Consider the following 18,813-nt stretch of genomic DNA (forward strand, 5'->3'; position numbering starts at 1 on the left):
GTTAACCGGCAAACGGGCGAGCGGCAGCGCGTGCGCGCCGCCAACCGGCAAGCCAGGTACAGCGGAGCAGGGTCACTGGCACACCAGATCGAGCCAAGTAGGCCGCCAGCAGCCCGCCCACTCCTGCGGCACCGAGGATCGCATGTCTCAGGCCGGTTGGGCCTCCTGGATCAGCTCCCGGGCTCGCGCCAGCGCCTTCTCGGTCACGCCGCCCGACATCATGCGCGCCAACTCTGCCGCTCGCTCCGCATCACTCTTGAGCTCGCGCACCTGCACAACGTTGCGGCCTGAGCCGCGCAGCGTCTTCTCCACCACCAGATGGTGATCGGCGTAGCAGGCGATCTGGGCCAGGTGCGTCACCACCAGCACCTGATGCCCCCGGCCGAGGCGCTGGAGGCGCAGACCTACCTGACGCGCCGCCTCTCCGCCAATGCCGGCGTCCACCTCGTCGAAGACCAGCGTCGGCAGCCGGTCCGCCTCGGCGGCCGCAGTCCGGAGGGCCAGCATCACGCGCGACAGCTCACCGCCCGAGGCGACCCGAGCCAGCGGCGCCAGCGGTTCGCCCGGATTGGCGGCAAACAGCATCTCAGCCTGCTCCGCGCCGTCCACGGCCACGTCGGGCCTTCGCGCCAAGCGGATCTCGAAGCGAGCGCCCTCCAGGCGCAATCCCTCCAGCTCTGCCGCCACCGCCTGGGCCAGCCGATCTGCGGCCTCGGCTCGGGCGTCGGTCAGCACCGAGGCAGCAGCTTCGAGCTCCCCACGACTGGCGTCGACCGCGGCGCGCGCCTGGCTCAGCGCCGATCCCAAATCACCTGTCGCCGCCAGCTGGGTCTCGAGCCGAGCACGCTCGTCAATCGCCACCTCAAGGCTGCCGCCGTAGCGACGCTTCAGCTGTTCCAGCTCCGCCAGCCGGTCCTCGATCTCGGCCAGGCGCCGAGGATCGCTGTTGAGCGAGTCCAGGTAGTGGCGGAGCTCGCTGCCGACCTCAACCACCTCCTCCGCCAGGAGCGCCAGCCGCTCGGGCAGGGCGGCCAGGCGTGAGTCCAGCGCGGCCGCCGAGCGCAGAGCGGCAACGGCCGCGGCCAGGGTACCGTCGCCGCGTAGATTCTGGCCTGCGTCAGCCACGAGTTGAGCCAGCCTGACGGCGTGCCGGGCGGCAGCCCGCTCGGCACTCAGCTCCTCATCCTCGCCCATGCGGGGGTCGACGCTGCGGAGCTGGTCGAGCTGCCAGCGCAGGTAATCCTCGTCCCGCCGGCTCCGAGTGGCGGTCGTCTCCAGCTCCTGCAGGGCGCTAAGCGCCTGCAGCCACGCAGCGAAGGCTGCAGCCACGGCGATTCGCGGCACCTGGCTGCCGGCGAACTCGTCCAGCAGCTGCGTTTGCGTTTGCGGCTCCAGAAGGAGCCGCTGATCATGCTGGCCATGCACGCCAACGAGCCGGCTGCCGAGCTCGCGCAGCTGGGCAGGGTTCGAGGGCCGGCCGTCGAGCCGCGCCGCGGCCCGCCTGCCCACCTCTCGACTGAGCGTCAGCCGCCCCTCCGGACGAACGAAGTGCGCTGTCACAGCCGCTCGCTCGGCGCCTTGACGGACCTGGTCCTGGCCGGCTCTGGCGCCCAGCGCCAACCCCAGTGCGTCAACCAGCAGCGACTTTCCGCTGCCCGTCTCGCCGGTGAGCAGGTTCAAGCCCTGACCGAACTGAACAGTGGCCCGTTCGATGAGCGCCAGCTCCTGCACCTCCAGCTGAGCCAGCACAGCCGGCTTCAGGGGGTCGGCACGAGCGGCAGGCCCCAGCCGAGCTTCTGCTGCAGCAGTCCGTAGAACCGATCGGCCTGGCTCAAGCGCACCATCTGAAGACGGCGGGGATGGGCCGCCACCTCGATCCTGTCGCCTTCGGCCAGCCGACGAGCCTTCTGGCCGTCAACTGCCAGCAGGCCGGCGGCGCGGCTCAGCTGCAGGCTCAACTGGTGGCGGCCCGGGAAGACTATGGGCCGCACCGTGAGGGCGAAGGGGTTGATGGGCACCAGAAGAAGGTTCTCGACGCTCGGCTCCAGGATCGGACCCCCGGCCGCCAGAGCGTAGGCGGTTGAGCCGGTGGCGGTGGCCACGAGGAGGCCGTCCGCGTCGATCACGCCCACCTGTTCGGAATCCACCCCGATATGGAGCCGGAGAAGGCCGCCGTCGGCGCCGCGCTGAATGACCACTTCGTTGACGCCCACCTGGCGGCGCGTGGCCCCGGTCTGCGTGGTCACCGACACCTGCAAAACCGTGCGCTCCTCGAGTCGGAAGCGTCCAGCCAGGAAGGCCTGCAGACCGCGCTTCAGCCCGGCCAGCTCCAGCTCGGTGAGAAAGCCGAGCCGGCCCAGGTTGACGCCGAGCAGCGGCACCCCCGCCGGTGCCGCCAGCCGAGCTCCGGAAAGGAGAGTGCCATCCCCGCCCAGTGTCAGCAGGAGGCGGGTGCGCGGCCTCAACACGCGGCGGCTGCCGCCGCGCGGCGCCTCCCAGCACTCAAAGCCTTCTCCGACCAGCAGCCGGCGCGCCTCCTCGATGGCCGGCAGCTTCCGGTCAACACCTGGGTGGAAGAGGATGCCGACTGCTTCTTTCACAGGCCCATCCTAATCTTTCTGGACACTCGCCGGACGCGATTCGGCAGGGGTCGCCCGCCGCCCGGGCGCACGCAGATGGAGGAGTCTTTCTACATTTCCCTCAGCGCCAGGGAGGCTGGACACGACTTCGCCCAGGACGGCTATGCCCTGTTCCTGGCACCAGGCGCGGAAGCGAACGAGAGCGGCGGCGATGGCAGCTTCGTCGCGGACAACGCCGCCCTTTCCCACCTCGCGCCGACCTACCTGAAACTGGGGTTTGAAGAGCACCACCAGCTCTGCGCCCGGGGCAGAGCGACAGAGTGCTGGGAGGACCAGCTCCAGCCCGATGAAGGAGACGTCCACGACGACCAGCTGCGGCTGCTCGGGGAGTTGCTCCAACGTTCGGGCGTTGACGCGCTCCAGCAGCACCACGCGGGGGTCCTGCCGCAGCCGCCAATGCAGCAGTCCCCTGCCCACGTCGATGGCGTAAACGCGGGCGGCTCCGCGCTGGAGCAGAACGTCGGTGAAACCACCTGTCGAAGCGCCGACATCTGCACAGATGCGGCCGGCGACCGCCACTCCGAAGGCTGTCAACGCTCCGGCCAGCTTGGCGCCTGCTCGGCTCACGAACGCCGGGGGCGCCACCACGTGGAGCGGTTCGGCTGCCACCAGCCGATCGGACCTGCGCACTGTCTCCTCCCCGACCTTGACCTTGCCCGCCAGGATGAGAGCCTGGGCCTGGCTGCGCGACTCGGCCATTCCCGCTTTGACGAGAGCCAGATCCAGCCGCTGTCGCGACGGAGCCACCACTAAAACGGCAGCAGGCCGATCCCGATGCCCAGCGCCGCGCCCACGAGTACCTGAACCGGCGTGTGGCCCACCAACTCCCGCAGCCGGTCCTCGCGGATGCCCCGCTGAGCCATCAGGTCATCCATCAAACGGTTCAGCACGGAAGCCTGCAGGCCGGCCGCCCGCCGCACACCCTGCGCGTCGTACATGACGACTATCGACAGCACCAACGCGACAGCGAACACCGACGAGTTGACGCCGTTGACGCGGCCCAGGGCGGCAGTCAGAGCCATGACCAGCGCCGAATGGGAGCTCGGCATTCCGCCCATCTCGGCCAGAATGCGCAGGTCCAGCCGCCGGCGCCTGGCGCTGTAGAGGCCCAGCTTGAGGCCTTGGGCGATGAGCCACGCCACGGCTGCCGGCAACAGGTACCGCTGCACGACTCTAGGCGCCTGACCGACCCTGACCGAGCGCGGTCCGAGCCTGCTCCAGCCTGTCTTCCGCGTCCCTGAGCAGGCGCTCCGCCAGCTCGTAATCGGCCACAATTTGCTGCACGGGCGCTCGGGGGTCGTTCAGGCGCTGCAGTGCCGCCTCCAGCCGATCGAGCAACCCATCCACCGGCTCAGGCCCGGGGGCGGCCTCAGCTGGGGACCTCACGCGCGGCCCCCGCCACGATCCGGCCCAGCACTCCGTTGACGAAACGGCCCGACTCCTCGCCCGCGAATGTCTTCGCCAGGTCGATCGATTCGTTGAGCGCTGCGCGCAGCGGCACCTCCCCGCCAAAGCGGATCTCGTAGACGGCGATCCGAAGGACCGTGCGATCCACCCTGCCCATCTGCTCAGGACTCCAGTTGGTGGAGGCTGCCCGGATCAGCCCGTCGATCTCCTCACCATGTTCGAGCACCCCCGCCACGATCCGCCCAGCGAATTCCCGCTCGGTTGGCTCGGCCGCCTCCTCTCCGGCCAAGTACTCGACAGCGGCCAGGGGGCCTTCCGGGCTGCCCTCGAGTTGAAAGAGAGCCTTCAGCGCCAGCTCTCGAGCACGGTGGCGAGAACCAGCCATGACCAGCAATCAGAGGGGTCGCGGGGAACCTGGCGGCCCCTTCACGAACCGGATCTGGCGCCTGCTTACGGCTGTGGCGGATGACATCAGAAGGCGACGCTGGACACGAAGACGCTGACCTCGGCGACCTCCAGGCCCAGCATGCGTTCCACGGCTTCGACCACATTGGCCTGCACACGCGCAGCGACTTCCTGCAGCGCCGCGGTTGAAACCACTGTCAGAAAGACGTCGAGATGGATCTTGCGCTCGCCGTCCAGCGCGACGCGCACGCCACTGTGAACAGTCTGCCGCTTCAGCCAGTCCATCAGCTGCCGGGCGCTGGGCTGATCCACGTCCTGCACGCCCTCCACCTCTCGGGCAGCCAGGGCGGCAATGCTGGCGATGACCTCGTTGGCCACCCGCACGCTGCCGGAAGTCGCCTGCGCCATCGCCCCGATGCTACCTGAGGGGACCGCCCACGGCTGCCCGCCCCAGGCCGGCATTTTTCACCTGGCCGGCAGCCGCCGGGAAGCCGGGTAAGGGAAGATGTCAATGATCTCGGCGCTGCGGACCAAAGCCTGAGTGGACTGCCAGAAGGTGACGTCGTAAAGATCGCGGTGGAGCACCTCCAGGGCCTTTCGCTGATCGGGCGTGAAGCCCAGGAAGCGTCCGAATTCCTCCGGGAAGAGGTCTCTCGGACCGATCCCGAACCATGCCTCGTCGGCGAGGTCATCCTGGTCGTCGACGGCGGCGGGCAGGGTCCGGAAAGTGAACTCTGAAAGCAGACCGAGCTCGTCATAGTCGTAGCAGACCACGCGTGCGTGACGGGTCAGCCCGAAGTTCTTGGGCAGCAGCTCGCCGGGAAAGATGCCGCTGGCCGCGAGTTCCTTGACTGCCTGACCGAAATCGCTGACCGCGGCGGCCGCCGCCGCCGGGTCGGCCTGGCGCAGGTACCAGTCGAGGGGGGTCACCCGCCGCTCGAGGTAGGCGTGGTGGACGACCACGCGATCCGCTGCCAACTCGACGGTGCGCTCGGCGTCGCGCCGGAACTCCTCCAGCAGCTCGGGGGCGAACCTGGCGCTGTCGAACTGCAGATGCTCGAACTCCTGGGCCTCGACCAGGCGGCCGGCGCGGTCGTGGTGGAAGACCAGCCTGTACTTGTCGCGAATTTGCTGCGGCGTCACCGGCTTGACCACCGGAAAGCGATCGCGGATCACCTTGAAGACCACGTCATAGCCCTCCATCGCGAAGACCAGCATCACGGTGCCGGGTGTCCCCGGAGCCGGCTCGAACCGGCGATCAGAGGTAGCCAGATGGCGCAGCAGGTCCCTGTACAGCTCGGTCTTGCCGTGCTTGTGATGACCCAGGGCGATGTAGAGCTCAGCGACTGGCTTCTTCGGCATCAGCTCCTTCAGGAGCGTGACCAGCTGATGCGGCGGCCCCAGGTCGATGAAGAAGTGTGAGCGGGTGAAGCTGAAGACGATGCTGATGTCGTCCTCGCCGGTCAGGACGGCGTCCAAGGTGACGCCGGCCGCTGAGTTGAGAAAGGCGAGGCCGAACGGCAGGCGGCGATCGCCGAGGATGAGCCGACCGATCAGATAGGCGCCCTTGCGGCGGAAGAAGGGCGCCCTGATCACCTCCGCCCGTCGCACCGGATCCTCAAAGCCGGCCGACCGAACTTGCTCGAGCAGCAGGGCGCCACCACGACTGGCGTCGCCCTCTGGCTCGGCAAGCGCGCAGTTGAACCAGGGGTCCCTGAGCACGGAACGCAAAATCGCCGCGCATTCATCACCCTCGTAGGTCTTCCAAAGTTCTCCCGCGGGCGCCTCGTCGGGGACTGCAAAGTCGGAGTCGACGAACTCGATGTTGGCGTCCACGCCCTCGGTGGCGAAGATTCGCCTGGTCACCGAGTTAAAGAAGGTTTCGGCCAGCTCCCAATCCGGCCGGCCCGCAATGAGACCTGAGTAGACGGCCTTCAGCCCTGCCCAGATCAGGCGTTCAGCCGACCGCGCGGCAAGCATGGTCTCCACCTGCGTCTGGGCTCGGTCGACCACTCCCGTGTAGAGATCGAGCCGCTCGGATGCGTCGGCAGCGGCGCCCGGCCAGTCCCGCTTGACGAACCTGTCCTGGGCGCGGCGGGTGATCTGCTCGAAGGCGCCAGCGTAATCGACGAACGCGCTGAAGACGGCGTGGGCGACGATATTGGCCAGCCGGCTGGCGGAGAAAGTGATGCCCGGCTCCGCCATGTCCGGCAGGTTAGGCCTTTTCAGCCTGCCGGCAGCCTCGACAACGCAAGGTCAGCCCTAGCAGGGTGATGAAAAAACTGTCGTCGAGTGATTTGGCGATCCAGGTGGTCCAGATTCGGGTGCCTTTTCGAGCACCGGAGTAAGCGCATCTGAACTATGCGTGAACGAGGAGCACAGAAAGTAGGCGCGAAGATGGGCCGCATGGGCGCCAAGGCGCCGACGAGACCGCAGGCCGAAGCCCCTTCTCATCGGCCTAGGCGCGTTCGATGTAGTGGCCGGTGCGCGTGTCCACGCGGATTCGGTCGCCACGGTTGACGAACAGCGGGACGCTCAGCTGCGCGCCAGTCTCGAGAGTTGCCGGCTTGCTGGTGCCGGATACAGTGTCCCCACGCACGCCGGGCTCCGTCTCCGCCACGATCAGCTCCAGCGTGATCGGCAGCTCAACTCCTATCACCTCATCCTCATAGCGCAGGAGGCTGACCGAGTTGCCCTCCTTCAGGAACGGCAGGACGTCCGCCAGCCTGTCCGTGGCCAGGGCCAACTGCTCGTAGTTCTGGGCGTCCATGAAGTGGTGGTTGTCACCGTCCCCGTAGAGGTAGGTGGCTGCCAACTTCTCGATCCGGACAGTCCTGTACTTGTCCCCACTGCGGAAGCTCTGCTCGTAGATGGAGCCGTCGCGGATGTTTTTCAGCTTGGCTTTGATCACCGCGCCGGCTCGAGCCATCTTGATGTGTTCCACGCTGACCACTGTCAGCAGCTTGCCGTCCATCTCGAAGGCTGTGCCATTTCGGAAGTTATTCGTCTCGATCAATCAGGTACTCCATGGCGTAGATATAGCCGCTCGCACCCAGCCCCGTCACCACGCCCAGGGCCGCTGCCGCCGTGACGCTGCGAGATCGAAACTCCTCTCGAGCGTGGATGTTGGAGAGGTGGACCTCAACTGTGGGGAGGGCGAGCGCCTTGAGGCAATCGTAGAGGGCCACCGAGCTGTGGGTCAGGGCGCCGGGATTGAGAACCAGGCCCTGGGCGGCGGCGGCCTCCGACTGTATGAAGTCAAGGATGGCGGCCTCCGAGTTGGACTGGAAACAGCGGAGCTCGCAGTCTCTGGCGCGTGCCCTCTGCTGCAGCCGGGCCTCGATTTGGGCGAGCGTCAGGGAGCCGTAGATCTCCGGCTCTCGGGTGCCCAGCAGGTTCAGATTGGGACCGTTGACCACGAGGAGGCGCTTCATGAAAGGACCTCGTGAACCACGCGCTCGACGGCCGTCGCAGGCACGCTCACGCCGACCTGAACCTTGCCCAGCTCCCGGGGCAGGACCCAGCGGAGCCGGCCCTCGCGGGCCTTCTTGTCTCGCGGCAGCGCCGCCAGCACTTCAGACTCCCGCACAGGCGGCAGGTCACCGGGCAGGCCGAAGGCCGCCAGCAGCTCGTCCTGGACCTCTACCACTGATTGGGGACAGCCACAGCACTCGACACCCAGGCGAGCAGCCGCCCGCAGGCCCACGGCGACGGCGCGGCCGTGGGGGATGGCAAAGTCGGAAGCGATCTCCAGCGCATGCCCGACAGTGTGGCCGTAATTGAGGACCTCGCGGGGGCCGGCCTCTCTCTCGTCGGCCGCGACCACCTGGGCTTTCAGCTCGATGCCGCGGGTCACCACCGACTCCAGAGCTGTCAGGTCTCGCTCTCGGAGCGCCGGCGCCTGCAGTCTCAGGGTTTCCGCCAGGTCCCGATCCAGGCTCACCGCGTACTTCACGATCTCGCCGAAGGCGGCGAGATATTCGGCTTCCGGCAGGGTGCGCAGTGTGGTCAGGTCGGAGAAGACCGCGAGCGGCTGCCAGACGGCGCCTATCGAGTTCTTGCTCCGCTTGCTGTTGACCCCTGTCTTGCCGCCCACGCTGGCGTCGACCATCGCGAGCAGCGTGGTGGGCACCTGGACATAGCGAACGCCCCGCTGCCAGACGGCGGCGGCGAACCCGGCCAGATCGCCCACGGTGCCCCCGCCAAGAGCCACGACGACGCCCCAGCGATCCAGCCCGAAGAGCTCCATGAAGTCGAGGACTCCGCTCAGCTCGGAGAGGGATTTCGCCTGTTCGCCAGGTCGTACAACGTGGAGCTGGGAGCGGATGCCGACCCCCGTCAATCCCGCCACCACAGCTTCTCCCCACTCGCCGGCGACATTGCTGTCACTCACCACAGCTGCGCTCGACGCGGCCTTCTCGCGCAGCCGGCGAGGTAACTCCTGGAGGGCGCCGGAACCGATGAGCACCGGGTAGGCGCGCTCGGCCAGCTGGACACTCACGAGTCCCAGAGCGCCAGCACCTCCCGCGCCACCTCTTCGACCGGCCGCGCGGCATCGACGCGCCCGTGAGCCGCCTCGTAGCGCGGCAGCCGGGCGCGCCACAGCTGCTCCAGCTCCTGCGTGCTCCGCCCCCAGAGAAGGGGTCGGCTGGCCTGGCTTCCAGCTCGGGCGAGCAACACCCCCAGTGGGGCCGCCAGGTAAACGGTCCTGGCTCGCTCCTGGAGCAGGCGCCAGTTGGCTTCGGGCACAGGCGTGCCACCCCCCAGCGAGGTGACGGCTCCTGGCTGCAGCACCTCGGGCAGCAGCCGTGCTTCGAGCGCCCGGAATGCCGCCTCGCCGTGGCGGGCGAAGTACGTCCCTAGGGCCAGGCCGCTGGACTCTTCGAGCATCTGGTCCAGGTCAAAATACGGCGCCGCGGCCATCTCGGCGACGCGGCGGCCGACAGTCGATTTGCCGCAGCCCATGAAGCCGATCAGGGCCAGGGGCGGCCGCCGGTTCAGGTCCGGCCCGCGCGCCGGCTCGCGCCCGACTGCACGAAGACCTCATCGCGCAGGCGCTCAGGGCCCGGCACATAAGGCACGAGCTCCGTGCCACTGGCGCCCATGGCGTCGATCTGCACGGTCCCGTAGCCGAAGAGCCGGCCCCAGGGAGACTGGCGGGTGGCGACGTCCTGCACGCGGTCCAAGGCGATGACCTTGCTGGCGCGGCCGATCACTCCGCTCTCCAAGATCACGCGCTGATCGGTCAGAGTCAGGCTCACTGCCGTCCAGCGCAGCCACGCGACTATCGTCCAAAAGCCGAGGGCCGCCAGCGCCAGCAGGAGCAGGAACAGCTTTACATCACCTGGCAGACGATTGCCGGCCACATAAAGGGCTGCGCAGAAGAGCGCCACCAAGGCCACTGGAAGTCCCAGCCAGCGGCCGAGCAGAATCCAATGCCTGTGCAGCCGCAGGACGAGATCCTCACCTTCGAGCAGTTGGCGCGGCATCGCGAGGATTCTAGGTCCGGCCCGGGGGCAGCAGGAACAGGGCAAGTAAAGAGCCACCGGCCAAGAACGGCCCATAGGCGAAGTGATCGCGGCGCCCAGCCAGGCCCGTGACCAGCAGCACGGCGGCGGCCACGCCCCCGGCCAGCACCCCCGCGATCACCGCCCAGACCACCCCGGGGAAACCGAGGCAGAGCCCCATGAAGGCGCTCAGCTTGACGTCACCCAGGCCCAGCGCGTCCGCCTTGAAAAGTGCCCGGCCGGCTCTGGCGACGGCGAGAAAGGCCAGACCTGTGAGTGCGCCGGTGAGCAGCGACTCGCGCCAGCTGAGGGCCGGCCCGAGCCAGCTCAAGAGTGCCGCCAGCACGCCTGCCGGCAGCAGCACCCGATCCAAGATCAGCCCGTGGCGAAGATCGAAGACGAATATCTGAATTAGGATCAAGGCCCACAGGCTCCGGCTCAGAAGAGACCAGCCGGCACCCAAACGCCAGGCCAGCGAGGCGAGAACCAGGGCTGAGAGCAGCGGCGTGGCGATCCGCTCCCAACGCGGAGCGCGCTCCGCCAAGCCTTGGCTCCCGGCGAGGTGGGCCGAAACTATCATCAGTCCGGCTCCCGCCAGGCCTCCGACCAGAACGGCGAGCGGGACCAGCACCGTGGCCGGGACGCTCAACGCAGGTCGGGCTTGCCGGCCGCCTCGATCGCTCCCGGCGGCAGGGCCGCCCGCATTGCGGCCAGCGGCGCCTCGCGGCCGGTCCAGGCCTGGAAGGCAGCCGCACCCTGGGCGAGCAGAATGCTCCAGCCATCGACGCAGCGCAGGCCCAGCCGGCGCGACCTGCGGACCAGCGGCGTGCCCCCCGCCACGTAGACAAGGTCGATCACCGCTCCCGACAGGGGCAGACCGCCGGGCCGGATCGGCATCTCTCCCCGGCGGCCGAGCTGTGTGGCGTTGATCAGCACGTCCGCCCGCCGGGCCAGCGCCTGCCAGGTGGGGTCGCCCCAACTCAGCACCGTCCCGGGTAGCCCGACTGCGTGTGAGGGATTCCGCGCGACGAAGGTCACGGCCGCTCCGCTCAGGGCCAGCCCACAGGCTCGTGCTGCCCCACCGGCGCCCAGCACCACGGCCGTGGCGCCGGTGACCTCCACACCCGCAGCCCCCAACGCGGCCCTGAGCCCGGTGACGTCGGTGTTGGAGCCGATCAGCCGGCGACCCTCGCGGCGGATGGTGTTGACGGCTCGAGCTCCGCGCGCGTCCGCCTCCAGAGCGTTCAGCATCGGCATCACAGCCACCTTGTGCGGGATCGTGACGTTGGCGCCCTGGTAGGGATCCTGCCGGAGGTGTTCGACAGCAGCGGCAAGCTCAGAGGGCGCCACGTCCACCAGCTCGTAGTGCCAATCCAGGTTGGTCGCTGCAAACGCCGCCGCCTGGAGCGCTGGGCTGGCGGAGTAGGAGATGCCCTGCCCGAGCAAGGCCACTATCCCGGTGGCCACTCAGCCGCCGGCGACGCCGAACTGCCGCTTCAGACGCTCGAATTCGTCGCCAGTCGTGGCGTAGTGGGTAACTCCACTGGGATCGGAGAAATAGAACAGGTAGCTGGAGGGCTGCGGTTCGGCGCAGGCTTTGAGCGCAGCCTCACCCGGGTTGGCGATCGGTCCTGGCGGCAGGCCCTGGTGCAGGTAGCTGTTGTAGGGCGTGTCCTGGGCCAGGTCAGCCTGTGTGAGCTGCCCGCCAAAGCGGCCCAGGCCGTAGAGCACAGTGGCGTCGATCTGGAGTGGCATTCCCTGCTGCAGCCGGTTGAAGATGATGCCGCAGACTATCCGCCGATCCGGGTCGCGGTTCACCTCGCGCTCAACGATGGAGGCGGCGCTGACCAGTTGGTAGAGGCTCAGCTGGGGCCGGCCGGCGGCGGGCGCCTGGATCTCCTGGCTCAGGCCGGCGCCCACTATGCGTCCGAAGCGGTCGAGCTGCAGCTGAACCAAGGCCGGCGCCCCAGCGCTGGGGGCAAGTTGGTAGGTGTCGGGAAAGAGGAAGCCCTCCAGCGTTGGCGGGGCCCCCTGGGGTCGACCTTGCAGGAAGCTCTCTTGGTGGCCGGCAAGCTGAGCGGCGTTGGTGTACTGCTGCGCGCTGGCCAAGCCGGAGGCCTGGACCGCTTCCGCCATCTTGGCCAGGGTCAGCCCCTCGGCCAGTCTGATCTGGAGAGTGTTGGGAGTCCCTGAGGTTAGACGCTCCACGATGGCGGCCATCGACATGCTCGGGCTGAGCTGGAAGTCACCGGCCTGAATGTTGGCGCCGTTGCCCCGCGAACGAAGGTAGAAGAGGAACACGTCTCGATTGCGCACCAGGCCCTTGGCCACCAGGTCTGCGGCCAGGGCGTCTGCCGGCTCGCCGCTTGCAATGTGGACGGCGACAGGCCGGGTGTCTCCGCCGACCGGGTCGTTGATCTGGCTCTGGTACCAGCCATACCCCTGGCTGCCGGCGTAGCCGACGGCGACGAGGAGCACCAGCACTACCAGCAGCTTCCTCACTCGCTGTACTGGGAATCATCGTTTTCGAGGAACGCCAGCAGGCTTTGGAGCTCATCTGGATCTACTGTCTCAAGGGTGCCGTTGGACTCCTTCAGAAACATGACCTGCTCAGGATCATCTGCGGCTTCCACCAGGTAGTACGAGCGGCCCTCCAGGTCGAATGCGTCGTGGACGCGGAAGGAGCGCTGCCTCCCCGCCTCATCGATCAGCACCACTGGCTGTTCGTGGCCAGGCTGGTTCACTCCTGCTTTCGCCTGGAGTCGAGGTGTCCCTGCAGGATCACGGCGGCCGCCACCGGATCGGAGAGCTCCTTGCGCCGATCGCGCCTGCGTCCGTTGGCCAGCAGGGCCCGCTCAGCGATGACGCTGGTCAGCCGCTCATCCACGAGCTTGACCGGCAGCCCGCTCTGCGCCCGCAGCTCAGACGCCAGCCGGCTGGCCGCCTGAGCCTCGGGTCCTGAGCTACCGTCCAGTCGGCGCGGCAGGCCCACCACCAGCTCGACCGCCTGGTGACTGGCGGCCACTGCCAGCAGTCGGTCGACAAGGGTGGCGCCGGGTTCGGCGGGAAGGGTCAGCAGCGGCGTCGCCAGCACACCGCCGGGGTCGCTCAGCGCCACCCCAACTCGCTTGCTGCCAGGATCGATGGCCAGGACGCGGCCTGCCGGCGCCATCACTTCGGCGTTTGGGCGGCCGGCGCCACCGTCACGTCGTACTCCACCTCGATGCGGGAAGAAGAGAGCGGCATGAACGGCAGCCGGAAAGGATGCTGTTCGATCACCACTGACTGGACTGGCAAGTGCTTCAGGTTCTGCTGGGCCTGCGCGACTGACTTGCCTGTCACCAGGGCGTTCACTGCGCTGCGATCGATCTTGGGCGCGGAGAAGCCTGACGCCTTTCCGTTGAAGGTCAGCTGACCACCCGCGGTCGCTGTGGCCTGGTAGCTGGCGGTCGACTGACCGGCGAGTTGGCGACCCGCGGGCACCTTCTGGGCCAGCAGGCCGACAAAAGCCGCAGTCACCTCATCTGGCCGGTAGTAATCCCCCTCAGCCTGCAGATCCATCGTCGCATTGAAGCTGCGCACCTCATCCCCCACCTTGTGGTCGGTGCTCAGCTGGGCATCCCTGAACTGGATTTCGTCATTGATCTTCTCTCCCCTCTGCACGCCGGTGCGGAGGTCATTGCTGAGCTGGGCCTGGAGCTGGGCGTTGAGCTGGCTGCGCGCGTTGTCGACGTCCGACTGACCCACCACTGTCTTCTTCACCTCGTCCTGACCGCCGCTGGTGGGACCGCCACGCGCCACCAGGCAGCCGCCCGTGTTCCCGGCGTTCTCGAACGCGAACACCGTGTCGGCCGGCAGGTTGCCGTTCTGACCTGGCGAGGTGGCAATGATAGTGGTGGTGGCCGCGGTGTCGGGCCGGATTGTCACGTCGCCGCCGTTGGTCGCGAACTGGACGCCGGTGGAGGAGCGCAGCCGGGTTCCGTTGGGCACCCGTATCTCGCTCCCTTCGGACAGGTTGCAGCCGCTTCCATCGAAAGCGATGCCGCCTGTAGCGGGCTGGCCGGGCGTCGTCTTCACACCTGTCGCCTTGAAGCTCTGAGTAGCTTTCTTGCCGGCTGTGGCCGTCCGCACGTGGATCGGAGCGCCGCTGGGTGCGGCGGTGACAGCCAGGTCGGCCGAGAAAGGCTGCGCCTGCGCCACCACTATGACCTTGGCCGAAGGCACGAAAACCAGGAGGCCGACGAGGATAACCCCCAAGACGAGGGCCACACCACCATAGAGGAGCGCCCGCGACGGCCGCGGCTGGCTGCGACCGGCGGTCGTCGGTGGCGCCGCCCGGATCCGCGGACCAACCGCCACGCTGCTCGACTGCGGGAGCACAGGCGGGGTTGGGGTCTCAACAACAGCCGGTGAGGCGGCGGGGTCCAGGAACGCCGGCTCTGGCTGTGGCAAGGCGGCTTGGTAGGCAAGCGCCGGCGCCGGCTCCGGAACCACTCCCGTACCGAGACTGTCCAGCGAACCTGCCGAGCGGAACCCTGCCTCCTGCGCCATCTGCTGCACGGCGAGATCAGGCGAGACGACGCTCAGCCGCTTGCCCGTCTGGCGGGCGTACCTGCTCAGAAGCTGGAATGAGAACCTGCTCCGGCCCACCCGGGAATGGCCGGACAGGACAAGGGGCACCTCTTCGCTCCCGACCTGCTTCAGTCGCTCGATCACTGCCGGGAGTTCCTCTTCGCCATCGACGAAGATCGGTTCTAGTCCCATCACCCTACTCCCCGGCTTCCGGCGGCCCCGGGCCGCTGTGAAAACCTCAAGTCCGCCTAGAGGCTACCACGGGCCCTGCGCCGGAACTCCAGGGGTTCGGCCGGGCTTGCCGGCCGCACCTCTGGGTCTGGACGAGCAGGCGAAAGCCGCCTGCTGCCTAAAGCCGCAGGCCCTTCACCGCACCCTCCATGACCGAGTTCATCAGCTCGTCCTGCTCCGACCCCTGGTGAAGGAAGTGGTTGGCGAGCGAGAGCGGCGTGACGTCCTGCGGACTCTGCAGCAGCCCTGTCGCGTCGGTCACGTTGCGCACGTCCGCCGGACCGAGCCGGCGCACGTCGGGTTCCCGGATAAAGCTCAGGCCCTCCCGCCAGGCAGGCTTGAGCAGCTCCCGCCCCATCTCCGGCAGCAGGCTGGCCCCGCCGCTGATGTAGAGGTTGGCGGGGAGAAGCTCATCGCGGGCCAGCTCCACCAGGCTCAGGTGCAGCCCCTGCAGCATGACCTCCACGTCGCCTGTCAAGAGCCGCGAGATCCGCTGCCTTTCAGCAGGGCTCAGTACCCCCTCCGAATGTCTGAGCTTACGCGCCTCCGCATCCTGGACCGAGAGACCGAACTCGCCCGCAATCCGGCGGGTGAGTGCCTGACCGCCGAGATTGAACATGCGCGTGCCCTCGACAGCACCCTCGCGCAGCAGCGCCACGTTGGTGGTCGCGCCACCCATGTCGATGAAGATCCCGCCCTCCTCCCAGGCGTCGTCGCCGGCGCAGGCCCGGGCGACGGCATAGGGCTGGGAGACCATGCTGACCAGATCCAGGTCCAGATCCTTGGCGACTGTCTCCACGGCTCCGACCTGCATGACCGGGGCAAAGGTGTTGAAGACTGTCAGGTCCATGTGCCGTCCCTCGTAGCCGATCGGGTTGGCCACCGGGTAGCCGTCTATCCGCACCCTTGTGATGTTGGACTGAATCAGCCTGGCCTCCAGGTTGCCGTAGGCGCGCTCCAGCTCCAGCAGATGCTCGGCCTCGTGCAGCGCCCGCCGCTGGACGAGCTGCAGCATGTTTCGCAGCTCGGATTCCTTCACCCGTGAATCAGGCCTCTCACGGGGATAGGCAACTGACGAGGAAAAGCCCTTGACCAGCTCGCCGGCCAGGCCGACTGTCGCCAGGCCGGGGATTACGCCCGCCATGTCCTCGGCTGTCTCCAGTGCGCGGTTGGCAGCTTCGATCACCCTGTCCAATTCGATGATCGCACCGTTCTCGATCGAGGCTGGGGCCTGTGGCTCCTTGGCCACTCCGAGCACCATCGCGTCGGACCCCTGGCGAGTGAGGATCAGGACTTTGACGAACTCGCTGCCTATGTCCAGGACGGTGAAGTGCTGGTAGTAGTCAGGCTTGTGCTTCTGGCGGAAGAGCGGGCTCATTGAAGCCGTGCCGCCAGGGCCGCGAAGGCTTTTCCCACGTCCCCGGCCAGGCGCCCCTGGGCCAGCTGGGGCTGACCGCCGCCGCGTCCAAGCACCTGGGCGAGCTCGTTGGCGGGGTTCTCCTGGGCAAGGTCTCGGGAGACCTTGATCACGAAGCTGGTGCCGTCGGCTACCGCCACCACGCCGCTGCCTCCCAGCTGCTCCAGGTACCGATCAGCCCAACCGCGCAGGTCCTCCATCCCCTCTGCGCTCACCTGCTCCATGACCAGCGGCAGCCGGGCTTGGCGCCGGCTCGGACCACTGGCGCCGGCGCCCCGGATGCTGACGGTTCGCAGCTCGTCCCGCAGCCGAGCCATCTCCCGCTCCAGCCGGCGCTGCTCACGTCGCAGCTGCTCCGCTTTGCTGGCGACGTCACCGGGGGCCACGCCGAGGACTCGGCCTGCCTGCTGCAGCTGGCCCAGCCTGAGCCGCACGAGTTCTTCGGCTGACTCGCCGACGGTGAGATCGATGCGGCGCAGCCCCTGGCCCACGCTGGACTCGCCGGTCACTATCGCCATCCCCACCTCCGCCGAGCTGCTGCAGTGGGTGCCGCCGCAGAACTCGCAGCTCCACTCCCCGAAGCAGACAACGCGCACCAGGTCGCCGTACTTCTCATCGAAGAGGTGGGTGGCGCCGGTCGCCACAGCTTCGGCGTATGGCAGCACCCGGGCCGTCATGGGCAGGGCGGCGCGGACCTGGGCGTTGATTCGCCGTTCCAGCGAGCCCAGCTCGTCGGCGCTCAGTGAGCGGTCGAGCGGGAAGTCGAAGGTGGTGTGGTCAGGTCCCACCCAGGAGCCTCGCTGCAGGTTCGGTCGCTGGAGCGCTTCCTCCAAGGCGCGGTTCAACAGGTGAGTGGCTGAGTGGTGGCGCATGATGCGCCGCCGTCGCTCGGCGTCCACGACCCCCCGCACCTGATCGCCGGTGCTGAGGCGACCGACCAGCACCTGGCCCAGATGGGCTGTGACTCCGGCGCGCGGTCGGCGGGTGTCCTCCACCAGCACCTCGCCGCCAGGACCCTGGATGCGGCCTGTGTCACCGACCTGGCCGCCGCTCTCCGCGAAGAAGGGGCTGCGGTCCAAGTAGACCTCCACCTCCTCGCCCTCCGTGGCCGCCGCCACGTCCTGGCCATCCCGGCGCAACGCCAGCACCCGGGCACTCTCCTCCAGGCGCTGGTAGCCGGTGAACTCGGTGTCGGGCAGAGTCTGGAGTTCGCTCCAACGATGGCTCAGAGCGCGCCGCGACCGCTCGCGCTGACCGGTCATGGCGGCGCGGAAACCTGCCAGGTCGACAGTCCTGCCCCGTTCCTGGGCGAGCTCCAGCGTGAGCTCGAGAGGGAAGCCGAAGGTGTCGTGGAGCCGGAACGCCTCGTCCCCGCTCAGCTCCAAGCCAGGTTGCTCGACGAGGCGCTCGAAGAGTTCCATACCGCGCTCCAGCGTCCGGTTGAAGCTCTCCTCTTCGGCTCGGACGGCCTGCTCGATCTCAGCCTGGCGCTGAGCCAGCAGTGGATAGGCCTCCGCAAAAGTCTCCAGCACCGCCGGCACGCCCGCCACCAGACCGTCTCGCAGGCCGAGCCGCCGGCCGTGCAGGGCGGCCCGACGGATCACGCGGCGGAGCACGTAGCCGCGACCCTCCTTGGCCGGGAGGACCCCGTCGCCGATGAGAAACGTCATCGCGCGCAGGTGGTCGGCCACCACTCGCTCTGAAACCGTGGCGGAGACGCTGGACGACTGGCGGATGTGGTCCTGGATGAGAGCAAACAGATCGGTCTCGAAGACTGTCTCGACGTCTTGCAGAATGCTGCTGATCCGATCCAGGCCCATGCCCGTGTCGATGGCGCCGCCGCTGGGCAGTTCGGGCAAGCTGCCGTCAGGCTGCTTGTCGAACTGCGGGAAGACGAGGTTCCAGAACTCCACAAAGCGCTCGCAGTGGTCGGGATAGCAGTCGTCCCGGCCGCAGCCAACCGCCCGGCCGCGGTCCCACCAGAGCTCCGAGTCATAGCCGCAGGGCCCCAGCTCCTGGCCCCACCAGTTCTCCTGGTTGTCGTAGACGAAGTCCGCTCGGAGATCGGTTTCCCGGCGCCAGATCTCGCGCGCCATGTCGTCCTCGGGATGGGTGGTGACGCGGATCCGCTCTCTGTCCAGCCCCAATCCGACGCGCTGATCGACAGCAAATTCCCACGCCCAGGGGATGGCGCTCTCCTTGAAGTAGTCGCCGGTCGGGGCGAAGTTGCCCAGCATCTCGAAGAACGTGCAGTGTCTGTCGCTGCGGCCCACGTCATCGAGGTCCACTACCCGAAAGCACTTCTGGCAGCCCACCAAGCGGCCATGCGGAGGCTGCCGCAGGCCCCTGTAATAGGGTTGAAGCGGCTGCATCCCAGCCGAGTTGAAGAGCGTGGTCGGGTCGTCTACGGGGACGAGCGAGGCGCTCTCGATGATCAGGTGATCGCGGCTCTGGAAGTAGCGAAGGAAGCGGGCGCGGATCTCGGCTCCGGTCACGGAACTGGCTGAGTCTACCTGCCGAGCTGGTGTTGCGCCCAACCCAACTCCAGCTTCAGGCGAGCGGTACAACCGGCCTGGCGAGGAGAGGCAGCGCCGTGATGGTTGATCGTCTCTTGCCCCTCGTTAGGTTGCCAGGC

The 18,813-nt window shown here is 68.0% G+C and carries 21 protein-coding genes; all 21 read right to left on the reverse strand.

Going from position 1 to position 18,813, the window contains the following annotated elements; genetic code table 11:
* Positions 1-147: 147 nt before the first annotated feature.
* Positions 148-1,749, reverse strand: coding sequence for a DNA repair protein RecN (recN, locus tag ACR2MZ_RS06990; protein ID WP_434004341.1), 1,602 nt, complete (start codon positions 1,747-1,749; stop codon positions 148-150).
* Positions 1,750-1,757: 8 nt separating this feature from the next.
* Positions 1,758-2,600, reverse strand: a complete 843-nt coding sequence (locus tag ACR2MZ_RS06995) for an NAD(+)/NADH kinase (protein WP_434004342.1) — start codon at positions 2,598-2,600, stop codon at positions 1,758-1,760.
* 9 nt (positions 2,601-2,609) lie between these two features.
* The gene (locus ACR2MZ_RS07000) at positions 2,610-3,386 is read right to left on the reverse strand and encodes a TlyA family RNA methyltransferase (protein ID WP_434004343.1); all 777 of its coding nucleotides are present in this window, start codon (positions 3,384-3,386) and stop codon (positions 2,610-2,612) included.
* Positions 3,387-3,388: 2 nt separating this feature from the next.
* Positions 3,389-3,808 carry a divergent PAP2 family protein gene (locus ACR2MZ_RS07005; RefSeq protein WP_434004344.1) on the reverse strand — a complete coding sequence of 140 codons (420 nt, stop codon included), beginning with the start codon at positions 3,806-3,808 and terminating at the stop codon, positions 3,389-3,391.
* Between the two features lie 4 nt (positions 3,809-3,812).
* A complete protein-coding gene (locus ACR2MZ_RS07010; RefSeq protein WP_434004345.1) occupies positions 3,813-4,025 on the reverse strand; it encodes an exodeoxyribonuclease VII small subunit in 213 nt (70 codons plus the stop codon).
* Positions 4,009-4,431 carry a transcription antitermination factor NusB gene (gene nusB, locus ACR2MZ_RS07015; protein WP_434004346.1) on the reverse strand — a complete coding sequence of 141 codons (423 nt, stop codon included), beginning with the start codon at positions 4,429-4,431 and terminating at the stop codon, positions 4,009-4,011. Before nusB ends, ACR2MZ_RS07010 begins: the two co-directional genes overlap by 17 nt.
* Before the next feature lie 86 nt (positions 4,432-4,517).
* A complete protein-coding gene (locus ACR2MZ_RS07020; RefSeq protein ID WP_434004347.1) occupies positions 4,518-4,859 on the reverse strand; it encodes an Asp23/Gls24 family envelope stress response protein in 342 nt (113 codons plus the stop codon).
* Between the two features lie 57 nt (positions 4,860-4,916).
* The gene (gene aceK, locus ACR2MZ_RS07025; protein WP_434004348.1) at positions 4,917-6,656 is read right to left on the reverse strand and encodes a bifunctional isocitrate dehydrogenase kinase/phosphatase; all 1,740 of its coding nucleotides are present in this window, start codon (positions 6,654-6,656) and stop codon (positions 4,917-4,919) included.
* A gap of 253 nt (positions 6,657-6,909) precedes the next feature.
* Entirely contained in the window at positions 6,910-7,467 is a 558-nt protein-coding gene (gene efp, locus ACR2MZ_RS07030) for an elongation factor P (protein ID WP_434004349.1), read from the reverse strand.
* A complete protein-coding gene (gene aroQ, locus ACR2MZ_RS07035; protein ID WP_434004350.1) occupies positions 7,451-7,885 on the reverse strand; it encodes a type II 3-dehydroquinate dehydratase in 435 nt (144 codons plus the stop codon). Before aroQ ends, efp begins: the two co-directional genes overlap by 17 nt.
* Entirely contained in the window at positions 7,882-8,952 is a 1,071-nt protein-coding gene (gene aroB / locus ACR2MZ_RS07040; RefSeq protein WP_434004351.1) for a 3-dehydroquinate synthase, read from the reverse strand. The genes aroQ and aroB overlap by 4 nt, the downstream gene beginning before the upstream one ends.
* Positions 8,949-9,416, reverse strand: coding sequence for a shikimate kinase (locus tag ACR2MZ_RS07045; protein ID WP_434004352.1), 468 nt, complete (start codon positions 9,414-9,416; stop codon positions 8,949-8,951). The genes aroB and ACR2MZ_RS07045 overlap by 4 nt, the downstream gene beginning before the upstream one ends.
* A 32-nt stretch (positions 9,417-9,448) precedes the next feature.
* Complete coding sequence (locus tag ACR2MZ_RS07050; protein WP_434004353.1) at positions 9,449-9,940, reverse strand: PH domain-containing protein; 492 nt, start codon at positions 9,938-9,940, stop codon at positions 9,449-9,451.
* A 10-nt stretch (positions 9,941-9,950) separates the two neighbouring features.
* Complete coding sequence (locus tag ACR2MZ_RS07055) at positions 9,951-10,607, reverse strand: prepilin peptidase (RefSeq protein ID WP_434004354.1); 657 nt, start codon at positions 10,605-10,607, stop codon at positions 9,951-9,953.
* Positions 10,604-11,425: a shikimate dehydrogenase family protein gene (locus ACR2MZ_RS07060; RefSeq protein ID WP_434004355.1), complete on the reverse strand. Its 822-nt coding sequence runs from the start codon at positions 11,423-11,425 to the stop codon at positions 10,604-10,606. Before ACR2MZ_RS07060 ends, ACR2MZ_RS07055 begins: the two co-directional genes overlap by 4 nt.
* Positions 11,426-12,460: an endolytic transglycosylase MltG gene (mltG, locus tag ACR2MZ_RS07065; RefSeq protein ID WP_434004356.1), complete on the reverse strand. Its 1,035-nt coding sequence runs from the start codon at positions 12,458-12,460 to the stop codon at positions 11,426-11,428.
* Positions 12,457-12,702 (reverse strand): DUF1292 domain-containing protein, encoded by a 246-nt coding sequence (locus ACR2MZ_RS07070; RefSeq protein ID WP_434004357.1) that lies wholly within the window; start codon positions 12,700-12,702, stop codon positions 12,457-12,459. The genes mltG and ACR2MZ_RS07070 overlap by 4 nt, the downstream gene beginning before the upstream one ends.
* Complete coding sequence (ruvX, locus tag ACR2MZ_RS07075; RefSeq protein WP_434004358.1) at positions 12,699-13,130, reverse strand: Holliday junction resolvase RuvX; 432 nt, start codon at positions 13,128-13,130, stop codon at positions 12,699-12,701. The genes ACR2MZ_RS07070 and ruvX overlap by 4 nt, the downstream gene beginning before the upstream one ends.
* Positions 13,130-14,722 (reverse strand): baseplate J/gp47 family protein, encoded by a 1,593-nt coding sequence (locus ACR2MZ_RS07080; RefSeq protein ID WP_434004359.1) that lies wholly within the window; start codon positions 14,720-14,722, stop codon positions 13,130-13,132. Before ACR2MZ_RS07080 ends, ruvX begins: the two co-directional genes overlap by 1 nt.
* A gap of 157 nt (positions 14,723-14,879) precedes the next feature.
* Positions 14,880-16,139, reverse strand: coding sequence for a cell division FtsA domain-containing protein (locus tag ACR2MZ_RS07085; RefSeq protein WP_434004360.1), 1,260 nt, complete (start codon positions 16,137-16,139; stop codon positions 14,880-14,882).
* Positions 16,136-18,673: an alanine--tRNA ligase gene (alaS, locus tag ACR2MZ_RS07090; protein WP_434004361.1), complete on the reverse strand. Its 2,538-nt coding sequence runs from the start codon at positions 18,671-18,673 to the stop codon at positions 16,136-16,138. The genes ACR2MZ_RS07085 and alaS overlap by 4 nt, the downstream gene beginning before the upstream one ends.
* Positions 18,674-18,813: the final 140 nt, after the last annotated feature.

Source organism: Candidatus Dormiibacter sp., assembly GCF_050999135.1.
GTDB lineage: Bacteria > Chloroflexota > Dormibacteria > Dormibacterales > Dormibacteraceae > Dormiibacter > Dormiibacter spiritus.

Bases quoted from the DNA above. Each gene is read 5' to 3' on its own strand.
- aroQ (WP_434004350.1), bottom strand. From the start codon at position 7,885: ATGAAGCGCCTCCTCGTGGTCAACGGTCCCAATCTGAACCTGCTGGGC.
- aceK (WP_434004348.1), bottom strand. From the start codon at position 6,656: ATGGCGGAGCCGGGCATCACTTTCTCCGCCAGCCGGCTGGCCAATATC.
- ACR2MZ_RS07050 (WP_434004353.1), bottom strand. From the start codon at position 9,940: ATGCCGCGCCAACTGCTCGAAGGTGAGGATCTCGTCCTGCGGCTGCAC.
- ACR2MZ_RS07085 (WP_434004360.1), bottom strand. From the start codon at position 16,139: ATGAGCCCGCTCTTCCGCCAGAAGCACAAGCCTGACTACTACCAGCAC.
- ruvX (WP_434004358.1), bottom strand. From the start codon at position 13,130: ATGGCGCCGGCAGGCCGCGTCCTGGCCATCGATCCTGGCAGCAAGCGA.
- ACR2MZ_RS07020 (WP_434004347.1), bottom strand. From the start codon at position 4,859: ATGGCGCAGGCGACTTCCGGCAGCGTGCGGGTGGCCAACGAGGTCATC.
- nusB (WP_434004346.1), bottom strand. From the start codon at position 4,431: ATGGCTGGTTCTCGCCACCGTGCTCGAGAGCTGGCGCTGAAGGCTCTC.
- ACR2MZ_RS07045 (WP_434004352.1), bottom strand. From the start codon at position 9,416: ATGGGCTGCGGCAAATCGACTGTCGGCCGCCGCGTCGCCGAGATGGCC.
- ACR2MZ_RS07080 (WP_434004359.1), bottom strand. From the start codon at position 14,722: ATGGGACTAGAACCGATCTTCGTCGATGGCGAAGAGGAACTCCCGGCA.